Annotated in this window: 16 protein-coding genes; 6 read left to right on the top strand and 10 right to left on the bottom strand. The window is 69.4% G+C overall.

Going from position 1 to position 18,689, the window contains the following annotated elements; all coding sequences use genetic code 11:
* Positions 1-57: 57 nt before the first annotated feature.
* Both ASF39_RS13215 and ASF39_RS13210 read left to right on the top strand, forming a co-directional pair.
* Complete coding sequence (locus tag ASF39_RS13215; protein WP_055884402.1) at positions 58-975, top strand: YihY/virulence factor BrkB family protein; 918 nt, start codon at positions 58-60, stop codon at positions 973-975.
* A 128-nt stretch (positions 976-1,103) separates the two neighbouring features.
* The gene (locus tag ASF39_RS13210) at positions 1,104-1,907 is read left to right on the top strand and encodes a transglutaminase family protein (protein ID WP_056284614.1); all 804 of its coding nucleotides are present in this window, start codon (positions 1,104-1,106) and stop codon (positions 1,905-1,907) included.
* A 49-nt stretch (positions 1,908-1,956) separates the two neighbouring features.
* On the opposite strand, the gene ASF39_RS13205 is transcribed toward ASF39_RS13210, so the two are convergent.
* The gene (locus ASF39_RS13205; RefSeq protein WP_056284610.1) at positions 1,957-3,738 is read right to left on the bottom strand and encodes a glucan ABC transporter ATP-binding protein/ permease; all 1,782 of its coding nucleotides are present in this window, start codon (positions 3,736-3,738) and stop codon (positions 1,957-1,959) included.
* Between the two features lie 280 nt (positions 3,739-4,018).
* On the opposite strand from ASF39_RS13205, the gene ASF39_RS13200 reads away from it, so the two are divergent.
* Together ASF39_RS13200 and ASF39_RS13195 are read left to right on the top strand one after the other, a co-directional pair.
* Positions 4,019-4,792, top strand: coding sequence for a MotA/TolQ/ExbB proton channel family protein (locus ASF39_RS13200; RefSeq protein ID WP_055884418.1), 774 nt, complete (start codon positions 4,019-4,021; stop codon positions 4,790-4,792).
* A gap of 18 nt (positions 4,793-4,810) precedes the next feature.
* Positions 4,811-5,644, top strand: a complete 834-nt coding sequence (locus ASF39_RS13195; RefSeq protein ID WP_055884421.1) for a flagellar motor protein MotB — start codon at positions 4,811-4,813, stop codon at positions 5,642-5,644.
* Between the two features lie 42 nt (positions 5,645-5,686).
* On the opposite strand, the gene ASF39_RS13190 is transcribed toward ASF39_RS13195, so the two are convergent.
* Complete coding sequence (locus ASF39_RS13190) at positions 5,687-6,115, bottom strand: CAP domain-containing protein (RefSeq protein ID WP_056285127.1); 429 nt, start codon at positions 6,113-6,115, stop codon at positions 5,687-5,689.
* 59 nt (positions 6,116-6,174) lie between these two features.
* Positions 6,175-8,823 (bottom strand): DUF3772 domain-containing protein, encoded by a 2,649-nt coding sequence (locus ASF39_RS13185; RefSeq protein WP_056285125.1) that lies wholly within the window; start codon positions 8,821-8,823, stop codon positions 6,175-6,177.
* A 780-nt stretch (positions 8,824-9,603) separates the two neighbouring features.
* Between ASF39_RS13185 and ASF39_RS13180 the strand changes: the two genes are divergently transcribed.
* The gene (locus ASF39_RS13180; RefSeq protein ID WP_055884423.1) at positions 9,604-10,152 is read left to right on the top strand and encodes an HNH endonuclease; all 549 of its coding nucleotides are present in this window, start codon (positions 9,604-9,606) and stop codon (positions 10,150-10,152) included.
* A gap of 7 nt (positions 10,153-10,159) precedes the next feature.
* Here the strand turns inward: ASF39_RS13180 and ASF39_RS13175 are convergent, their stop codons facing one another.
* From ASF39_RS13175 to ASF39_RS13165, 3 genes are all read right to left on the bottom strand, one after another.
* A complete protein-coding gene (locus ASF39_RS13175; RefSeq protein WP_056284607.1) occupies positions 10,160-10,429 on the bottom strand; it encodes a hypothetical protein in 270 nt (89 codons plus the stop codon).
* A gap of 28 nt (positions 10,430-10,457) precedes the next feature.
* Positions 10,458-11,288, bottom strand: a complete 831-nt coding sequence (locus ASF39_RS13170) for an outer membrane beta-barrel protein (protein ID WP_056284604.1) — start codon at positions 11,286-11,288, stop codon at positions 10,458-10,460.
* Positions 11,289-11,500: 212 nt separating this feature from the next.
* A complete protein-coding gene (locus tag ASF39_RS13165) occupies positions 11,501-12,409 on the bottom strand; it encodes an outer membrane beta-barrel protein (protein ID WP_055884434.1) in 909 nt (302 codons plus the stop codon).
* 295 nt (positions 12,410-12,704) lie between these two features.
* Here ASF39_RS13165 and ASF39_RS13160 point away from each other — a divergent pair, with 295 nt between their 5' ends.
* A complete protein-coding gene (locus ASF39_RS13160) occupies positions 12,705-13,037 on the top strand; it encodes an MmcQ/YjbR family DNA-binding protein (protein WP_056284602.1) in 333 nt (110 codons plus the stop codon).
* Between the two features lie 11 nt (positions 13,038-13,048).
* Here ASF39_RS13160 and glmM read toward each other — a convergent pair whose 3' ends face one another.
* From glmM to ybgF, 4 genes are all read right to left on the bottom strand, one after another.
* On the bottom strand, positions 13,049-14,401 hold the full coding sequence (gene glmM / locus ASF39_RS13155; protein ID WP_056285122.1) for a phosphoglucosamine mutase: 1,353 nt from the start codon (positions 14,399-14,401) through the stop codon (positions 13,049-13,051).
* Between the two features lie 167 nt (positions 14,402-14,568).
* Positions 14,569-16,488 carry an ATP-dependent zinc metalloprotease FtsH gene (ftsH, locus tag ASF39_RS13150; protein ID WP_055884442.1) on the bottom strand — a complete coding sequence of 640 codons (1,920 nt, stop codon included), beginning with the start codon at positions 16,486-16,488 and terminating at the stop codon, positions 14,569-14,571.
* Between the two features lie 45 nt (positions 16,489-16,533).
* Positions 16,534-17,619 (bottom strand): tRNA lysidine(34) synthetase TilS, encoded by a 1,086-nt coding sequence (gene tilS / locus ASF39_RS13145; RefSeq protein ID WP_200938225.1) that lies wholly within the window; start codon positions 17,617-17,619, stop codon positions 16,534-16,536.
* Positions 17,616-18,587, bottom strand: coding sequence for a tol-pal system protein YbgF (ybgF, locus tag ASF39_RS13140; protein ID WP_056285116.1), 972 nt, complete (start codon positions 18,585-18,587; stop codon positions 17,616-17,618). Before ybgF ends, tilS begins: the two co-directional genes overlap by 4 nt.
* Positions 18,588-18,689: the final 102 nt, after the last annotated feature.

Genomic DNA, 18,689 nt, shown 5'->3' with positions numbered 1-18,689 from the left:
GCCCGCCCTGGCGTTTAGAGGGGGCCATGACATCCCGTCAGGAGACGTCGCCTGCCCGTGAGCCGCCTGCGCACCAGCCTCAGCATCGCGGCGATCGCCGCCCAGCGCTTCGTGATCCACGACGGCTGGGCGATCGCCAGTCACATCGCGCTGTCGAGCCTGACCTCCCTGTTCCCGTTCCTGATCCTGCTGGCGGCGGTCGCCGGCCTGTTCGGCACGAAATCGCTCGCCGACGAGGCCGGCGTGCTGATCTTCGACGCTTGGCCGAGGGAGGTCGCCAAGCCGATCGTGGGAGAGATGCACCGGGTGCTCACCGAGCAGCGCGGCGGCGTGCTGACCGTGGGCGCGGTGCTGGCGCTCTACTTTTCCTCCTCCGGCGTCGAGAGCCTGAGGGTCGGGCTCAACCGCGCCTACGGCCTGCGCGAATCGCGGCCGTGGTGGCTGACCCGGCTCGAATCGATCGGCTACGTCGTGTGCGGCGCCTTCGCGATGCTCGCCTTCGCGCTGCTGGTGGTGCTCGGGCCGCTGCTGTGGCGAACCCTGATCAAGTTCGTCCCCGGCCTCGAGCCCCTCGGGCTCACCGTCGCCATCGGCCGCATCGGCATCACCGCCACCCTGATCGCCGCGGTGCTCATCATCGCCCACAAGTTCGTCGCCACCGGGCGCCGGCCGGTGCTGGCGGTGCTGCCGGGCGTGGCGGTGACGCTGCTGCTGTGGTTCCTCGCCGGCCTCGGCTTCGGCTTCTATCTCGACCGGTTCTCGACGGCCTACGCCTCCACCTACGGGGGACTGGCCACGGCCATGGTGTTCCTCGTCTTCCTGTACTGGCTGGCCGCGATGTTCCTGTTCGGCGGCGAGATCAATGGCACCGTCATTGCAGCGCGGCGGCGAAGGCTACAGGCACGGATGCAGGCACGACGGAACAGGGCGCTGGATCAGCCGGAGGATCAGGCCCGGGAGGCGCCGCCGCCCTGATAAGGCGCTCCGGTCACGCGCGATCCACCATCCGACATTCGCCTGTGACCTGCGCGTCCTAGCCTCCTGCCCGGGGTGCGGGCATGAGACGGGCGGGCCGTCGCGGATGGCTGGCAAGGGGTGACGGCATGCGGATCCGGTTCGGCTGCGAGATGGGCTACGAATTCGCCTATCCGACCCCGCTGATCGCGCGGCTGACCTCGCATCCCGATTGCCGCGGCACCCTCGTCGTCCCCGACGACCTGCGGACCGACGCGGACGTACCCTTGCAGGCCTTCCTCGATCCCTTCGGCAACCGCTGCGCCCGCCTCGTGGCCCCGGCCGGCTTCCTGACCCTGACCGTCGAATCCGTGATGGAAGACGACGGCGCCCGCGATCCGGTGGTGGCGCAGGCGAACCAGCATGCGGTCGAGGAGCTTCCGCCCGAGACCCTGCCCTTCCTGGTGGCCAGCCGCTACTGCGAGTCCGACCTCCTGTCGGACGAGGCCTGGCGGCTGTTCGGGGAAACGCCCGCCGGCTGGGCACGGGTGCAGGCGGTGTGCGACTGGGTCCACGACCACATCGCATTCGGTTACGACTATTCCCGCGTCGACCGCACGGCCACCGATGCCCTGGCGGTGGGTCGCGGCGTCTGCCGCGACTACGCGCATCTCAGCGTCGCGTTCTGCCGGGCCCTCAACATCCCGACGCGCTACTGCACCGGTTATCTCAGCTTCATCGGCGAGCCCGAGCCGCATCCGCCGGGGGATTTCGCCGCCTGGATCGAGGTATATCTCGGCGGGGCCTGGCACACCTTCGATCCGCGCAACAACGCGCCCCGGCAGGGCCGCATCCTCGTCGCCAGGGGACGCGACGCGGCCGACGTGCCGCTGACCCACACCTTCGGGCCGAACCGGCTGACGCTGTTTCGCGTGTGGGCGGAGGAGGTGTGACCGCGAAAAACCCCTCCCCCCGCAGAGGGGAAGGGGTCGGGGACGCGGATCAGGCCGCCAGCGGCAGGGCGTCGTCGGCTTCGTGGGCGCCGGCCATGAACTGCGCCCTGGCGAGGTCCGCGAAGCGCCCGTTCTGCGCGACCAGCGCGTCGAAGCTCCCCGATTCGACGATCCGGCCCTCGTGGAAGACGAGGATGCGGTCGGCGTTGCGGATCGTGGCGAGGCGATGGGCGATGACGAAGGTCGTGCGGCCCTCCATCACGGCTTCCAGGGCACCCTGGAGCTTGCGCTCGGTGGTGGCGTCCAGCGCGCTGGTGGCCTCGTCGAGGATCAGCACCGGCGGATTCTTCAAGAGTGCGCGGGCGATCGACAGGCGCTGGCGTTCGCCGCCCGAGAGCGAGCGTCCGCGCTCGCCGATCACCGTGTCGAGGCCGTCGAGCTGGCGGTCCATGAACTCGGTGGCCTGAGCCCGGTCGAGGGCGTCGAGCATCTCGGCGTCGGTGGCGTCGGGGCGGCCGACCTGAAGGTTCTCGCGGATCGAGCGGGCGAACAGCATCGGCTCCTGGAACACCACGCCGATGTTGTGGCGCAGGGACGATAGGCCGATGTCGCGGATGTCGATGCCGTCGATGCGGATGGCGCCGTGGTCGGGATCGAAGGCGCGATGGAGCAGGCCCAGCGTCGTCGACTTGCCCGAGCCGGTGGTGCCGACCAGGGCCACGGTCTCGCCGGCGCGGGCGGTGAAGGAGACCTCCTCCACGGCCTTGCGGCGGGGGGTGTAGGAGAAGCCGACGTTGTCGAAGGAGACCTCGCCCTCGAAGCGGGCGACCTGGCGGGCGTTGGCCCGGTCGTGGACGGCGGGCGCCGTGTCGAGGATCTCGAAGAACTCGGCGATCTTGGGCATCTGCTGGAACAGGCCGTTGATGCAGCAGGCGACCTGGTCGAGGCGCGACACCAGCATGGTGGCCAGGCTCATGAAGGCAACGACCTCGCCGACGCTGGCCATCCCGTGCTGGTGCAGCACGATGCCGGTGATGAAGATCGCGGTCATCGTCAGCGTGGCGGAGGCGCGGGTGGCGACGTTGGCCAGAGCCCACCACGACAGGACCGGGATCTGCGCGGCGAGCAGGTTGCGGATGATGCCGTGCATCGCATCCTTCTCGGCCTTGGCGCGGGTGAAGGACTGGATGACCGCGACGTTGCCCAGCGCATCGGAGGCGTGTTCGGCCAGGCCCGACTGGTAGGCCTCGACCTTGCCCTGCAGGGTTTCGGTGCGGCGGATGACGAGGGTGGTCAGCACGGTGAAGACCAGGACCAGCACCACGAGGATGCCGCCGAGCTGCCAGTTGACGAACAGGGTGAGCGGCAGCAGCACGCCGAGGGAGACGATGGCGACGAAATGGTCGCGGAAGAAGCCGAGCCACAGCCACGACATGCCGTTCGTGCCCTCCAGCATCGCCTTAAGGACGCGCCCGGAGTGGTTCGAGGAGTGGAAGGCGAGCGGCAGCTCGAGGACGTGCTCGAAGTAGTTGGCCATCGCCGAGAGGCGGTTGCGGTGGGCCAGCCGGTCGGCGTGGAGCGCGATGGCGACACCGGCCGCGATGGTGAACAGGCCGAAGCCGACCCAGGCCGCCACCAGGGGCAGCAGGGTCGCAAAAGCGTCGGAATCCTTGTTCAGATGGGTGAGCTTGTCGATGATCCGGCCCATGAGCAACGGCTCGACGAAGGCGGCCACGGCCAGCGCCACGTTGGCGGCGGCCAGGAAGACGGCGAGCCGCTTGTCGGCGCCCAAAAGGCCCATGACCCGGGCGTAGAGACGAACCAACGACATGATGACGTGTGCTCCGAAGCCGATTTTGGCGGCCCCCGTTCGTGCGGGACCTTGTGCCTGTACGCGGCACCTGCGGATCGGCGGTCCGCTGTCGGCGGAACGGCTTAGCCTCGGTGCTGATCGGCTTATCGCAGCCTCTCCCTGAACGGCGAATGACACGATTCCCAGGCGCGGCGCCACCGATTTTACGGTTCGTTCACCGCGTCCACCTAAGTCTGTGCACGGGGCTTACGCCCGGCGTCCGTTTCCGGCACGTCTCCGTCGCTCAGGTTTGCCCGCCATGGATCTCGCAACCGCTGTCGGTCTGCTCGGCGGAATCGCGACCGTCTTCGTCCTGATCATGATCGACGGCGGCAATTTCGCCGCCTATTTCGACAAGCACGCGGTGATCGTGATCTTCGGCGGCGCCACCGCCGCGACGATGATGCGCTTCCCGTTCTCGACGATCGCCCACGGCCTGCCGATGGGCCTGCGCTACGCCTTCACCATGCGGGCGATCAAGCCGCGCGACCTCATCGAGGAGATCACCAAGATCGCCGACGTGGTGCGCAAGTCCGGCCCGATGGCCCTCGAGAGCATGGAGATCTCCGACCCGTTCCTGGCCCAGGGCGCCCGCTACATCGCCGACGGCTACGACCGCGAGTTCATCCGCGACACGATGGAGCGCGACCGGGACAACTTTCTCATGCACCTCGACGAGGGCTCGAAGATCTACCGGGCGTTCGGCGACTGCGCCCCGGCCTGGGGCATGATCGGGACCATCCTCGGCATGGTGACGATGTTCGCCAACATGTCCGATCCCTCGAAGCTCGGCCCCGCCATGGCGACCGCGCTGCTCGCCACCCTCTACGGGGCGCTGCTCGCCAACGCGATCACGCTGCCGCTGGCCGACAAGCTCCACATGAAGCTCGAGGAGGAGGACGTCTCGCGCTCCCTCATCATCGACGGGATCCTGCTCATCCGCGACGCCAAAAGCTCCTCGCTCGTGCGCGAGATGCTGATCGCCTACCTGCCGCACAACCACCGCGAAGACCTTTCGGCCGAAGCGGCCTGACGACCACGGGAGGCGGCGGTGGCCAAGAAGAAGCGCGGCGGCGCGCACGGCGGCCACGGCTGGTTCGTGACCTTCGCCGACCTGATGGCGCTGCTCATGAGCTTCTTCGTCATGATCGCCGCCTATTCGACGCAGGACCAGAAGAAGCTGCAGATGGTGGCCGGCTCGATGCGCGACGCCTTCGGCACGACCAAGGAATCGCGCTTCGCCGGCATCATCGAGAAGGACGGGCTGCCGAGCGCGCAGCGCGTCAAGAACCTGCGTGACATCGCCCCCGAGAACGCCACCGACCGCCCGACCCCGCCCGGAACCGACGCCATCCAGGAAGACGGCATCCCGGATGCGGGCTATCGCGACGGAGCGGGCCTGGCCGCCGCCAGCCTGCGCCAGGCGCTGCAGGACATGCCGGAGGTCGCCGAACTGTCGAAGAACATCATCGTCACGCCGACCCAGCGCGGCCTCGACCTGACGCTCGTCGACCAGGACGGCGCCTCGATGTTCCCGGACGGGTCGAGCCGGCCCAACGACCGCACCCGCCGCCTCCTCGAAAAGCTGGCGCCGACCCTGCGGCGGATGGCCAACCGTATCGCGATCACCGGCTTCACCGCCACGGATCGCCCCGGCGCCCGCACGTCGGTTCCGCCCTGGGAACTCTCGGCCAACCGCGCCATCACCGTGCGCGAGATCCTCGCCAATGCCGGCGTGCCCGACGATCGCTTCGCCTCCGTCAGCGGCAAGGCCGACACCGAGCCGCTGTTTCCCGACAACCCCTACCTCTCCGCCAACCGGAGGGTGACGGTGACCCTGCTCAGCGAATCGGCCCCGACGCCGTGGACCAAGGGGATTCCCTGAGGCCGCCGGCGCCGACGCCCATCGCGAGACGGGCCGGTCGTCCTATTCGGCGACCAGCAGCGCCCAGTAGACCTTGTACTTCGAGTTCGGCGCATAGGCGGTGGCGATGCCCATCCGCCGCGCCCCGGGCGCGCGCATGACGGCGTCGTGCCCCGTGCTCTCGCGCCAGCCCGAGAAGGCTTCGGCCAGGGTATGGTAGCCGGCCGAGAGGTTGGCCTCGGCGCCGACGTAGCCCAGGCGCCCCACCGCGTTCTTGACCGTCTCGGCCCGGCTCGGCTTGTCCGCCACCGCCATGGCGGCGGCCTCGGCCTGGGCCAGGCGCTGGAGGTCCGGATCGAGGGCCAGCGGCGCGAGGCCGGTCCTGGCGCGATAGGCCGAGATCATGTCGCGGGCGGTGGCGGCATCGATCTGCGCCGCGGGCGTCGCCAGAGCCAGGTACAGGGTCGGCGCCGGTTCGGACCGGTCGGCCATGCAGCCCGACAGGAACGGGGCACCCGCGAGGATGGCGGCGGTGAAGCGCCGCGCGCGCGTCACGACGAGGCCCGCGCGGGCCGCCGCCGCGAGGCCGGTGCTGCGTCGTCCCCGTCCTCGGGGGTCGTCGCTCCGGGCGCGCCCGTCGCGGCGGGCGCCGCCGAACTCGTCGCGAAGGCGGTGGCGATCTGGCCGAGGGCGTTCTGCACGGGTTCCAATCCCTGGACGGTGACGACGCTCGATCCCGGTCCGAGGTCAGGGATCATCTGCGCTGCGGACAACGCCTTGAACACGGAAAAGTTGAGGTCGCTCTGCACGCGCGTGCCGAAATCGACGTCGGTGATCCAGGCGAGCAACTCGAAGTCGAGGAACGGGTCTCCGATCTTGCGGAAGACGACGCGCGGGGCCGGCGACTTGAGCACGTCGGCATGGGCGGTGGCGCAGGCGGTGATCATTTCGGCCGCCCGGACCGGGTCCTGGTTGCGCATCACGCTGACCAAGATGCTGACGCGCCCGGTCCGGTCGCCGCGGACCCGGTTCTTGACGATGCCGGAGATCAGGTTGGAATTCGGCACGATCACCGCCGAGCGGTCGAAGGTCTGGATCTCGGTGGAGCGCACCGAGATGCGCTTCACGATGCCCTCGCTGTCGCCGATGACGACCTGGTCGCCGACCCGGATCGGCCGCTCCCACAGGAGGAGCAGGCCCGAGACGAAGTTGTTGACGATGGACTGGAGACCGAAGCCGATGCCGACCGACAGGGCGCCGGCCACGATGGTGAGCTTCTCCAGGCTGAGGCCGAGGTACGAAAAGGCCAGGGCGAGGGCGAGCAGGAAGCCGCAATAGCCGGTGACCGTGGCGATCGAGTTGCGCAGGCCCGCGTCGAGGTCGGTGGCGGGCAGGTAGGTCTTTTCCAGCCAGCGCGTGATCGCCTTGGTGACCACCACGCCGAGCACCAGGATGCCGATGGCGAGCGCGATGGTGGAGAGCGAGATCGTGACGTCGCCGACCTTGAAGCCGAAGAAGGCCGTGCGCACCGAGGTGAGCACGTCCGTCGAATCGAGTCCCCACGGCGCCAATGCCAGCAGGATCGCGACCAGTACCAGCGCGACCCTGGCGAAGCCCGTGGCCAGCACCGCGATCTGGTTGATCGAGCGCTTGCGCAGGCCGGTGTTGGCCTGGAGGGCCGTGGCGACCCGGGTTTGCTCGGTGAGCGAGCCGCCGATGAAGGTGTCGGCGCTGGCCGTCAGCAGATAGAGGAGCGCGAACAGGCTCGCCGTCCACACGATCTGGTCGATGAGGAAGGACGAGAAGGCGACGTAGCCCACCGTCGTCGCCGCGCCGACGCCCGCCACCACCGCCCAGCCGAGCAGCCGGGCCGGCCCCCCGATGGTGGTGGCGTTGTCCGGCGGCACGTAGGGGCCGAGGCAGGCCTCCTCCTCGTCCTGCGTGTCGGCGAAGCGATGCAGGCCGATGGCGAGGATCAGCACGGTCGCCAGCGCCCCGATGCCCCGGGTGGCGATGGAGACCGGCAGCGCGGCCGAGATGCCGGAATTCAAGGCCTCGATCGTCTTCACCACCGAGATCACGACGGCGATGCTCACCGCCAGGAGCGTGAGGCGCGAGGCGGCCGCGTCGCTCACCGGCGCCAGGCGCCAAGACGGCTTGTCCGGCGAGAGCAACGCGTCGCACAGGGATTGCACGAAGGCGACGAAGGCCAGCCCGATCAGAATGGCGCCGGCCATCGGCATCAGGCGCGGCGGCATCAGGTCGGTGGCGTCCAGGGCGTAGTAGACCGCATAGCTTCCCGCCAGCGCCGGCACGGTGCCAACGAGGAACACCCGCCAGGCCGCCATCAGCCGCTGGCGCCGGGGCGGATCGACCACCGCCTTGCCCCGGCGTCCGAAGCGCGGCGCGATGTTGCGGCGCCCGAAGTACAGGGCGCCCGAGATGCCGAAGGCGACGCCCAGCAGCAGCAGGTTGCCGAGCGTGCCGTTGCGGGTGAAAAGGTCCGGCAGGTCGGTGACCGCGCTCTGCAGGGCCCGCAGGTCGCGGGGAATGTCGGCGGTCACCCGCATCCACAGGTCGGGACTGACGAGGGGCGAGGACCGTTCGAACAGGCCGCGCGTGAAGGCGGCCCGGCGCCGGTTCGAGACCTGGTCGAGGATCTGCTCGCTCTGCACCAGCAGCGATTTCGCCAGGCGCTGCGTCTCGTCGATCTCGGCGACGGCGTGCTCGCGCTCGGAGCGTTCCTTGGCGACGTCGTCGCCCTCCTCGCCATCCTTGGGTTTGGGGCCGAGCTGGTTCAGGCGTTCGCGGGCGGCATCGAGGCGCGGCTGCGTCAGGTCGATGATGCGCCGGATCCCGTCGGCCACCGTATCGAGGCCGTCGCGGGCGCGCAGGAGGTCGCCGGCGGCCGCGGTCCGGCTGGAGACGATCTTCTCGCGGGCGTCGAGATCCTGCTTGGCCTTGTCGAGCCGGTCGCGAATCCCCTGGATCATCTCGGAGACGACGGGCTTCTCCTCGACCTCCTCCTCCTCGACCGCCTTGTCGGTGGGCTTTCCGGCCGTCGTGCCGGCGCCAGTCGGCTTGGTCTCTGTCGCTTTGCCTTCGCTCGGCTTGCCTTCGCTTGGCTTGCCCGCCGTCGCGGGCCTGGCCTTCTCGGCCGGAGCCGCCGATTCTTGGGCCCGGAGCGCCCCGGGCGTCATGCCGAACAGCAGGACGGCGGAGATCGCGACCACCGCGTCGCGCCAGGACCGGCGCAAGCACGACGACCTCTCACCGGATCGATCCCGGACGATGGCGTGGATGCGCGATATGGCCTGACCCATCTCGTTCCTTTCGGGGCGCCGGCTCCCGGCGCCGACTCTCGTCGGATTCGTTCGTCACCGATCCGGGACCCGGCGGAACGCAGACCCCGTGCCGCGAGGGCGGCACCACCGTGACACGCGCCGTCTCTCGCCAAGCAATGGGGCGAAACGGTGCTCCCGGCGATGCGGTGGAGACAGGGCGGGATCGCCGGGGGCGCGGCTAGGCCCTGCATTACGGAGCCTAGCCTTCCGAAGCCCATCATTCCGAGGCCCGGCATTCCCGGGCCCGGCATTCCTGGGAGAGCCGCAGCGGACGAACCCTGTGTGTGACGTCGCAGTCGACACGGGCAACCTTCACAAGCCTGTCACGCTGATATTAGACTACCGCGCAATGGACCGTGCCTTTTCGTATCTGTGCGAGGAGGTGGCGCCGATCGTCCGTGCCGATGATCCCCGCCACGCGCCGGGCGTTTTCGCCCGATGCGACCGCTTTTGGCCGGTGCCATCCGTTCCGTCCCCTCCCCCGTCCCGGCCATGGCGCCGCCCTCCCCGCTTGCCGGGTGGGTCATGGGACTCGCGCCCGAGCGAGCGGGTCACGCTCTGCGATGGCGATGGGACGGCGCCTTCGACGCGTTCGACGCGTTGTCCCATCAGCGAACCGTACAGAGAGTAGCGCCGATGCTCGACCTCCAGACGCTCGTGCTGAACGCGGATTACCGGCCGCTCTCCTACAATCCGCTCTCGCTGTGGTCCTGGAAGGACGCCTTCACCGCGCTGTTCCTCGACCGCGTCACCCTGGTGGCGACCTACGATACCGAGGCGCGCTCGCCAAGCCGGTCGCTGCGGGTGCCGAGCGTGGTGGCGCTGAAGAACTACGTCACGCTGGCGCGCAGCCCGGCCTTCACCCGCTACAACATCTACCTGCGCGATACGTTCTCGTGCCAGTACTGCGGCCTGCGCCTGCCCTCGGGCGGCCTGACCTTCGACCATGTGGTGCCGCGCTCACGCGGCGGCCTGTCGAGCTGGGAGAACGTGGTCGCCGCCTGTTCCCCGTGCAACCTGCGAAAGTCGAACCGCACGCCCGCGGAAGCCGAGATGCCGCTTCTGAACGAGCCGCGCCGGCCGACCCGGTACGAACTGCACCACCGCCAGCCGGAGTTCGACCACCGCGACTACCACCACACCTGGCTCGACTACCTTTACTGGGACAGCGAGCTCGAGAGCTGAGCCGGTCTCAGGGAAACCGGCGCGGCGGCACGTTATAGATCGGCACGTTGAGCGAGTGGGTGAGGCCACCCGGTGCAATCGGGCGGACGTGCCGCTCGTGATACACGTGCCGCGTCACGTAGCGCCGCCGCACCGTAATGAGACGGCGGTGATGGACGACCCGTTGCACACGCGGCCGGTCGTAGGCCGGCTCGCGGCCCGGCTCGAAACCGTCGGCCTGGGCCAGCGACACCAGGCCGAGCGCGAGGGCGGTGCCGAGGATGAAGGTGCGGATCATGGAGACGTCTCGCTGAACGGTCGGTGGATCAGAACTTCACGCCGAGCGCGCCGCGGACGGTGTTGAGGTGGACCTTCTGGTCCCCGAAGTCGGCGAACTGGATGTACTGGTATTCCGCACGCAGGAAGACGTTGGAGGTGATGGCGTAGTCGATGCCGCCGCCCGCCGCGAAGCCGAGGGCATATTTCTCCTTCGCGCCGCCGCCGCCCGACTGGTCGAGCGCGCCCACGAGCGTGGTCCGGGTGTTGTCGGTGTACTCCCGCAGGCTCACCTGGACCTGGTTGCGGACTTCGGCCCGGCCGAAGGCGATACCCGCCGTGGCGAAGGGCATGAACGGACCGAAGGCGAAGCCGCCGCGGGCCCGGATCGTGCCGTAGTCGATCATCTTCGCGCTCGAACGAGTGGCGATCGCGAAACTGTCGTAGAGGCCGTTGCTCAGCGTCACGTTGCGGCCGAGGCTGTCGGACGAGGCGACGGACTGGTTCAGACTGGTGTAATCGACCTCGATGCCGACGACGGTATCGTCGAACTGCATGTTGTAGCCCGCGAATCCACCGAAGGAGCCGCCGCGTCCGTTCTTCGACCGCAGGCGGTTGCTTCCGGACACGCCGTACTCCGCCTCGACCCGCAATCCCCTCACGATCTGGGCGATCTCGGACCGGCCGGCGTTGCCGAAGCCCACACTGGTTCCGGTGTAGCCGCCGTGCCCGCCGACATAGACGCCGGTCCAATCGACGGTCTGCACCGGAGTGTCGTATTCCGCGCCGCGCAGGACGCCGTAGTCGAGATCGGCCGCCTGGGCCGCCGGAGTTCCGAAAGCGGCCAGTCCCGCGACAAGGAAACCAATCAGGGTACGCATGGGGATCGTCCTCAAGGCGTGGCCTCTAGGGAGGCGTGCTGAGCCTGTTGTCCCGTTCTACTTGGGTAACCTTAATAACCGGTTGCCGGGATCGCATTTCTCGGGCGGCGATCGGGATCGCTCCGACAGCAAAAAGGGCGGCGCGGACCCGATGTCCGCGTCGCCCTCGTCTCGAGTTCCCAGTCGCCGTTCGCGGCGGAACGGGTCTGCGATCAGTACTTGCGCACCAGCGGGCCGGGCTCGTAGCTCGGGGCCAGCGGCGGCAGGGCGGCGACACCGACGCCGCCGAGCAGCCAGCGCATGCCGAGCTTCACGTCGTGGGAGGTGATCTCCTTGGCCTGGTAGCTGACGTACCCGCAGCCCGGATCGTTGAAGCAGGCGACGTTGCCGGACTTCACGGTCCCGAGGTTCATGTAGCGATAGGCCAGTTCGAGGCTGACGTTGGGCGTCACGGCATAGGCGAGGCCGGCCTGCGCCGCCCAGGCGAAGCTGGACGACTTCTTGTCCGGGGCGTAGCCGAAGCCGCCGGTGGCGCCGCCGGCGCCGACATCGTGGAAGCCCGACATCTTGTGGAAGGCGTAGCCGGCGCCGCCGCCGACGAACGGCGTCACGCCGTACCAGGTGCCGAGATCGATGTAGCCGTTGGCCATGACGACCACCGACGAGATGTTGCCGTTGTAGAAGTTGATCGACTTGTAGGGCCGGCCCTGGCCGTCGAAGATCTGGCGGCCGTTGCCGTCGAAGGCATTGAAGCTGTCGCTGAAGCTGATCCGGCTGCCGCCACGGTACTCACCCGTGATGTCGCCGCGCAGGAACGCGTTGAACTGGTAGCCGACACCGCCGCCGGCGAAGTACTGCTCGGAGACCGCCTTCTGGTCGATGCCGTAGGCCGGCGGCAGCGCGCCGCCGCCCGGGATGATGGTCTTGATCTTGGAGACTTCGACCGCACCGACACCGACGTCGCCGCGCAGGTACCAGCCGCCGCCGATCTCGATCGGCGGGGGCAGCGGCTCGGGGGGCAGCGGGGGCAGGAGGTCGGCGGCCTGGGCGAGGCATGGCGCTCCCACGCTCACAAGGAGCGTGATCGAGCGCGCCAAAGCGGAGAGCTTGGAGCGGCGCATGGGGTGTCCTTTACTCGATCGCGTGCCGGAAGCTCGGGCGCCGGCTTGGATGACGAGTTGGAGGATGTCCCCAAGAGGTTAAATCAGGCTTAACGTTAAAAGTTATCCCTAGTGCCGCGTTACTGAATTTAACCCTCTGTTCATGTCGGCACGAAGATCAGGGCTGCCATCAACACCCTGGCCGAAACACCTCGCGGGACATTTCTACCGGACGTAGAATCCCGGCGATGGAATCCCTCTCGCACGTGCGGACGGCAGCTCCCGTCCGCCGACACCTCAAGGAAAGAGTCAGATCATGCTCGCCACGGACGTGACCCGGCTGGCATCGAGGCTGCCCGAGGTGGTCGAAGGCGCCCACAACGGCAACCCCGACTTCCGCCTCGCCGGGCGCATCTTCGCGACCCTGTGGCTGGAGGAGGAGCGTCTGGTGGTCCGGCTCACGCCGGCCGATATCGCCACCCTCGACGAGGAGGCACCCTGCCTGCTCACGCCCATCGAGGGAGCCTGGGGTCGCCGGGGCTGGACCAACCTCGATCTGTGGGACGCGGACGAGGCGTTCGTCGGCCGGGTCCTGCTGGCGGCCTGGCGCCGCCTCGCGCCCGCTCTCCTGGACGACGAATCGCCCTGAGGCGCCGGCCCTCAGGCGGCGGCCTTGGCCGCCACCCGGGCGACCGCATCGACGACGTCGTCCACCACCGCGGAGACGAGGCCACGGTCGTCGCCCTCCGCCATCACCCGGATCACCGGCTCGGTGCCCGAGGGCCTGATGACCAGGCGTCCGGCATTGCCCAGGCGCGAGCGCGCGTGCTCGATCGCGGTCACCACGGTGTCCTGCTTCAACGGCTCGCCGGCGCCGTAGCGGACGTTGCGTAGGATCTGCGGCAACGGATCGAAGCAGTGGCAGACATCGCTCACCGGCCGTTCCAGGCGCTTGACGACGCTGAGCACCTGCAGGGCCGCCACGAGGCCGTCGCCGGTGGTGGCGTAGTCGGACATGATGATGTGGCCGGACTGCTCGCCGCCGAGGTTGTAGCCGTGCTCACGCATATGCTCGAGGACGTAGCGGTCGCCCACCGCCGTGCGCGCCAGGGTGAGGTCGATGCCGGCCAGATAGCGTTCGAGGCCGAGGTTCGACATGATCGTGGCGACGATGCCGGGCTTGGTCAGCCGGTCGTCTTCCTTCCACGAGCGGGCGATCACCGCCATGAGCTGGTCGCCGTCGACGGTCTGGCCCTTCTCGTCGACGATCAGCACGCGGTCGGCGTCGCCGTCGAGGGCGATGCCGATGTCGGCGCGCAATTCGCGGACCTTGGCGGCCAGCGCCGCCGGCGCCGTCGAGCCGACCCCACGGTTGATGTTGAAGCCGTCCGGCTCGACGCCGATGGCGATGACCTCGGCACCGAGCTCCCACAGGGTCTCGGGCGCGACCCGGTAGCCGGCGCCGTTGGCGCAATCGACCACCACGCGCAGGCCGTCGAGGGTGACCTGGCGCGGCAGGGTGCGCTTGGCGAACTCGATGTAGCGGGCGTGCACGCTCTCGATCCGCTTGGCCCGGCCGATGTCGAGGGAGCCGGCCAGCCGCTTGTGCAGGGCACCGTCGATCAAGGCCTCGATCTCGCGCTCGACCTCGTCGGAGAGCTTGAACCCGTCCGGGCCGAACAGCTTGATGCCGTTGTCCTCATAGGCGTTGTGCGAGGCCGAGATCATCACGCCGATGTCGGCGCGCATCGAGCGGGTCAGCATGGCCACGGCCGGCGTCGGCATCGGACCGAGCTGGAGCACGTCCATCCCCACGGAGGTGAAGCCGGCCATGAGCGCGGTCTCGATCATGTAGCCCGACAGACGGGTGTCCTTGCCGATGACGACGCGATGGCGGTGGTCGCCGCGCTGGAACACCAGGCCGGCGGCCTGCCCCACCTTGAGCGCCAGTTCCGGCGTGATCACGCCGTTGGCCAGTCCTCGGATGCCGTCGGTTCCGAAATATTTGCGCACGTCGCCCATCCCCGGTTGCCCGGTCCTCGTACTTCATCCGTCTGGACGGCTGGTATCCAAGCATGGCGAATCGATGGTGAATCGACCCACCGACGGCCTGGACGGCGATACGAAAAAGGGCGGCGGGTCTTCACCCGCCGCCCTCGGTCTCTCGTCCGCCGCCGGCGTCAGCCCTGCGGCTGAGGCTCTAGCCCGCCGTCGCTCTCGCGCGGCCGGCCACGTCCGGCGGAGGGAACCGACGAGCCGCGGATCGGGGTCGGGCCGTCGCCGGAGTCGCGGATCGGCGGCTTGCCGGCCAGCAGGCCCTTGATCTCGTCGCCCGACAGGGTCTCGTACTCGAGCAGCCCCTGGGCCAGGGCCTCGAGGTCGTCCTTGCGCTCGGCCAGGATGCGGCGAGCCTCTTCGAGGCCAGTCTCGACGAGGCGGCGAACCTCCCCGTCGATCTTCTGGGCGGTGGCCTCCGAGATCGTCTGCTGACGACCCATCGACATCCCTAAGAACACCTCGTCGTTGTTCTCGCCGTAGGCCACGGTGCCGAGTTCGGGCGAGAAGCCCCAGCGGGTCACCATCATGCGGGCCAGACGCGTGGCCTGCTCGATGTCGGACTGGGCGCCCGAGGTCACCTTGTCGGCGCCGAAGGTCATCTCCTCGGCGATGCGGCCACCCATCATGATGGCGAGACGCGAGGTCATCTGCTCGTAGCTCATCGACAGCTTGTCGCGCTCCGGCAGCTGCATGACCATGCCGAGCGCACGACCGCGCGGGATGATCGTCGCCTTATGGACGGGGTCGGTGGCCGGCACGTTAAAGGCGACGATGGCGTGGCCGCCCTCGTGGTAGGCGGTCAGGCGCTTCTCGTCCTCGGTCATGACCAGGGTGCGCCGCTCGGCGCCCATCATCACCTTGTCCTTGGCGTCCTCGAACTCGTGCATCGTGACGATCCGCTTGCCACGGCGCGCCGCGAGCAGGGCCGACTCGTTGACGAGGTTCATCAGGTCGGCGCCGGAGAAGCCAGGGGTACCGCGCGCGATGACCTTGAGATCGACGTCCGGCGCCAGGGGTACCTTGCGGACGTGGACGCGCAGGATGCGCTCGCGGCCGACGACATCGGGGTTGGGCACCATGATCTGGCGGTCGAAGCGGCCCGGACGCAGCAGGGCGGGGTCGAGCACGTCGGGCCGGTTGGTGGCCGCGATGATGATCACGCCCTCGTTGGCCTCGAACCCATCCATTTCCACGAGCAGCTGGTTAAGGGTCTGCTCGCGCTCATCGTTGCCGCCGCCGAGGCCGGCGCCGCGATGGCGGCCGACCGCGTCGATCTCGTCGATGAAGATGATGCAGGGCGCGTTCTTCTTGGCCTGCTCGAACATGTCGCGCACACGGCTGGCGCCGACGCCGACGAACATCTCGACGAAGTCGGAACCGGAGATCGTGAAGAACGGCACGTTGGCCTCACCCGCCACCGCGCGGGCGATCAGGGTCTTACCCGTACCGGGGGGGCCGACGAGGAGCACGCCGCGCGGGATGCGGCCGCCGAGGCGCTGGAACTTCTGGGGGTCGCGCAGGAACTCGACGATCTCCTGCAGGTCCTCCTTGGCTTCCTCGACGCCGGCGACATCCTCGAAGGAGACGCGGCCCGAAGCCTCGGTGAGAAGCTTGGCCTTCGACTTGCCGAAGCCCATGGCGCGGCCGGCGCCCGACTGCATCTGGCGCGACAGGAAGATCCAGGCACCGATGAAGACGAGGATCGGCAGCCAACTCACGAGGAGCTGGATGAACCAGGGGGTGTTGTCGGACGGCGGCCGGGCGGTGATCTGGACGCCCTTGCTCTGGAGCTTGTTGACGAGGCTCGGGTCGTTGGGCGCGTAGGAGCTGAAGGTGCCGCCACCGACATAGGTGCCGCTGACGTCCTGGCCCGAGATCACGACGGTCTGGATCTTGCCGGCGTCGGCGTCGTTGAGAAGCTGGCTGTAGGCGATCTCACTTCCGCCGCCGCGATGACCCGGGTTCTGGAACAGGGTCACCAGCGCGAGAACGAGAAGGAATATCACCACCCACAAGGCGAAGTTGCGGAAATTGGGGTTCATCGATCGATCCCTGGGGGCGTGCGGCGCGCTGCGCGTACTCGCAGGTCAATCCTGGCACGCAGGAACAATGTAGGCAGCGGCTTCCCCCTTGCCAAGTAAATCAGGCGGGGCTGCGGCAAGGCCGACGGGACAGGGCCGTCCGGCCGGCCGGCGCGGCGGCGCCAGGGTCACGGCGACGTCGCCGCGCTCCGTCACGGCCACGAGATGACCGGCCAGGGTGCGGCGCATCGGTGCGCCCTTCCGCAGGGCCGGCAGCAGCGCCTCGAACACCAGCCGCTCGAGGCGGTCCAGGCGCACGCTCCCCCCCCTCCCCGCCAGGGCCCGCCCGATCACCCGCAAGGCTACCGCCTCGGGGAGCGCAGCCAGGGCGCGGCCGTCGAGGACGATCCCGTCCCGGTCCGGGCGCGAGGCCCGCGTCAGTGCGTCGTGCGCGAGGCCCGCGAGCGCGATCTCGTCGCGGCGGCTGCGTGCGGCGAGCCGGCACAGGCGCTCCGGCGTCAGCCCCTCATGGGCCAGCAGAGGCATCGCCCGGCGCAGGCGCGCCCGCGCGAAGCGGTCGTCGGCATTCGACGGATCGCTCTCGTAGGCGATGCCCCGGTCCTCGCAATAGGCGACGAGGGCCGACTTCGGCAGGCTCAGGAAGGGTCGGCCGAGGCGAAGGCCCGGCGCCAGATCCCGCACCGGACTCATACCGGCGAGCCCTGCGGCACCGCTGCCGGCGAGGAGGCGGAGCAGCACGGTCTCGGCTTGGTCGTCGGCGGTGTGGCCGGTGAGGACGAGATCGGCGCCGACGGCGCGGGCGTAATCGGCAAGCAGGCGATACCGGGCGGCGCGGGCGGCCGCCGCGATACCGGTGGCGGGCTTCGCTCCCTCCCAGAGCAGCGTCGCATGGGAGAGGCGGAGGGCGCCGGCAGCGGTGGCGACCCGCGCCGCCTCGTCCGCCGAACCGGGCCGCAGGTCGTGGTCGACCGTGGCGACGTGGAGTCGGCCCCGACCGAACGCCGCGGCGGCATGCATCAGGGCGGTGGAATCGGGGCCGCCGGAGACCGCCAGGACGATGCCCGGCGAGGCAGCGGCCAGGAACGGGGCGAGGCCCTGAGCAAGGGCGTCGCCGCTCCCGTCCGGGTTCATGCGGCGCAGCGGGCGCGCTTCTGCTCGCGGGCCACGTTCTGCCGCACGCTGGCGCCGACGGAAGGGAACTTGCGCTCCAACTCGGCCAGGGTGGCGCAGGCCTGCTCGCGGGCGCCGAGGGCCGCCAGCGAGGCGCCGAGCTTCAGCATCGCCTCGGGGGCCTGGGGCGAGCGGGCATAGTCGGTGGAGACCTTCAGGAACTGCTCCGCGGCCTCGCGGTTGCGGTTGCGCTGCAGGTAGGTCTCTCCGAGCCAGTAGGTCGCCGCCGGCACCTGGGCGTCGCGGGGATGGGACTGGATGAACTGGCGCAGGCTCATCTCCGCCTGCTCGTACTGGCGCTGCTGCACCAGACCGTAGGCCAGCTCGAAGTCCTCCTGCGCGTCGCCGCTGCCGGTGGCCGCGACGCTGCCCGCAGAACGCGTGCCGGCCGGCAGGCCGCCGGTCGAAGCGACCCGTCCCGGAGGGGTGAGGTCGACGGGGCCGCCCAGGCCGGGCGGCGGCAGGCCGGGCTCGTCGTCGTCGGCCTCGACCACCGTGGGCGGGACGCTGCGACCGCGCTGGGGCGGTGGCGTGACCGCCTGGAGCGTCGCGATCCCGTTCGATGCATCCGCCGGGGGAGCGGTCGCACCCAGGGGCTGGGGGGCGCCGGGACGGCCGGGATTCTGCTCCGGATCGAAGGCGTCGCTGCGCTTCTGGGGCTTGGCCTGTCCGGGATTGGTCCCGGAGGGCGCGGCGGGCTTTCCGCCCTTGCCCTCGTTCAGGCGGTATTCGACGTCCTCCTGGAACTTGCGCAGCTGTTCCTTCAACTGCCGGTTCTCGTACTGGAGCGTCTCGATCTGCCCGGCCATCTGGCGCGACTGGTTCTCGATGCGGTTGAGGCGCACCACGAAGTCCGCACCGTCCTGCGCCGCGGCGGGCGCAAGCATGGCGAGGCCGAGGCCGGTTGCGAGCAGGAGGCGACGGAACATGGCGGTCTGACCGATGATCGAAGCTTGGAGGGACGCGGGCCGGGAGAGCGGGGTGCGCATCAGGCCCCTATCAGAGGGCCGCCGCCGCGGCAAAATTGCGGC

It is taken from the genome of Methylobacterium sp. Leaf108, assembly GCF_001423265.1.
Taxonomy (GTDB): Bacteria; Pseudomonadota; Alphaproteobacteria; order Rhizobiales; family Beijerinckiaceae; genus Methylobacterium.
This window is presented reverse-complemented; position numbering and strand designations above follow the sequence as displayed.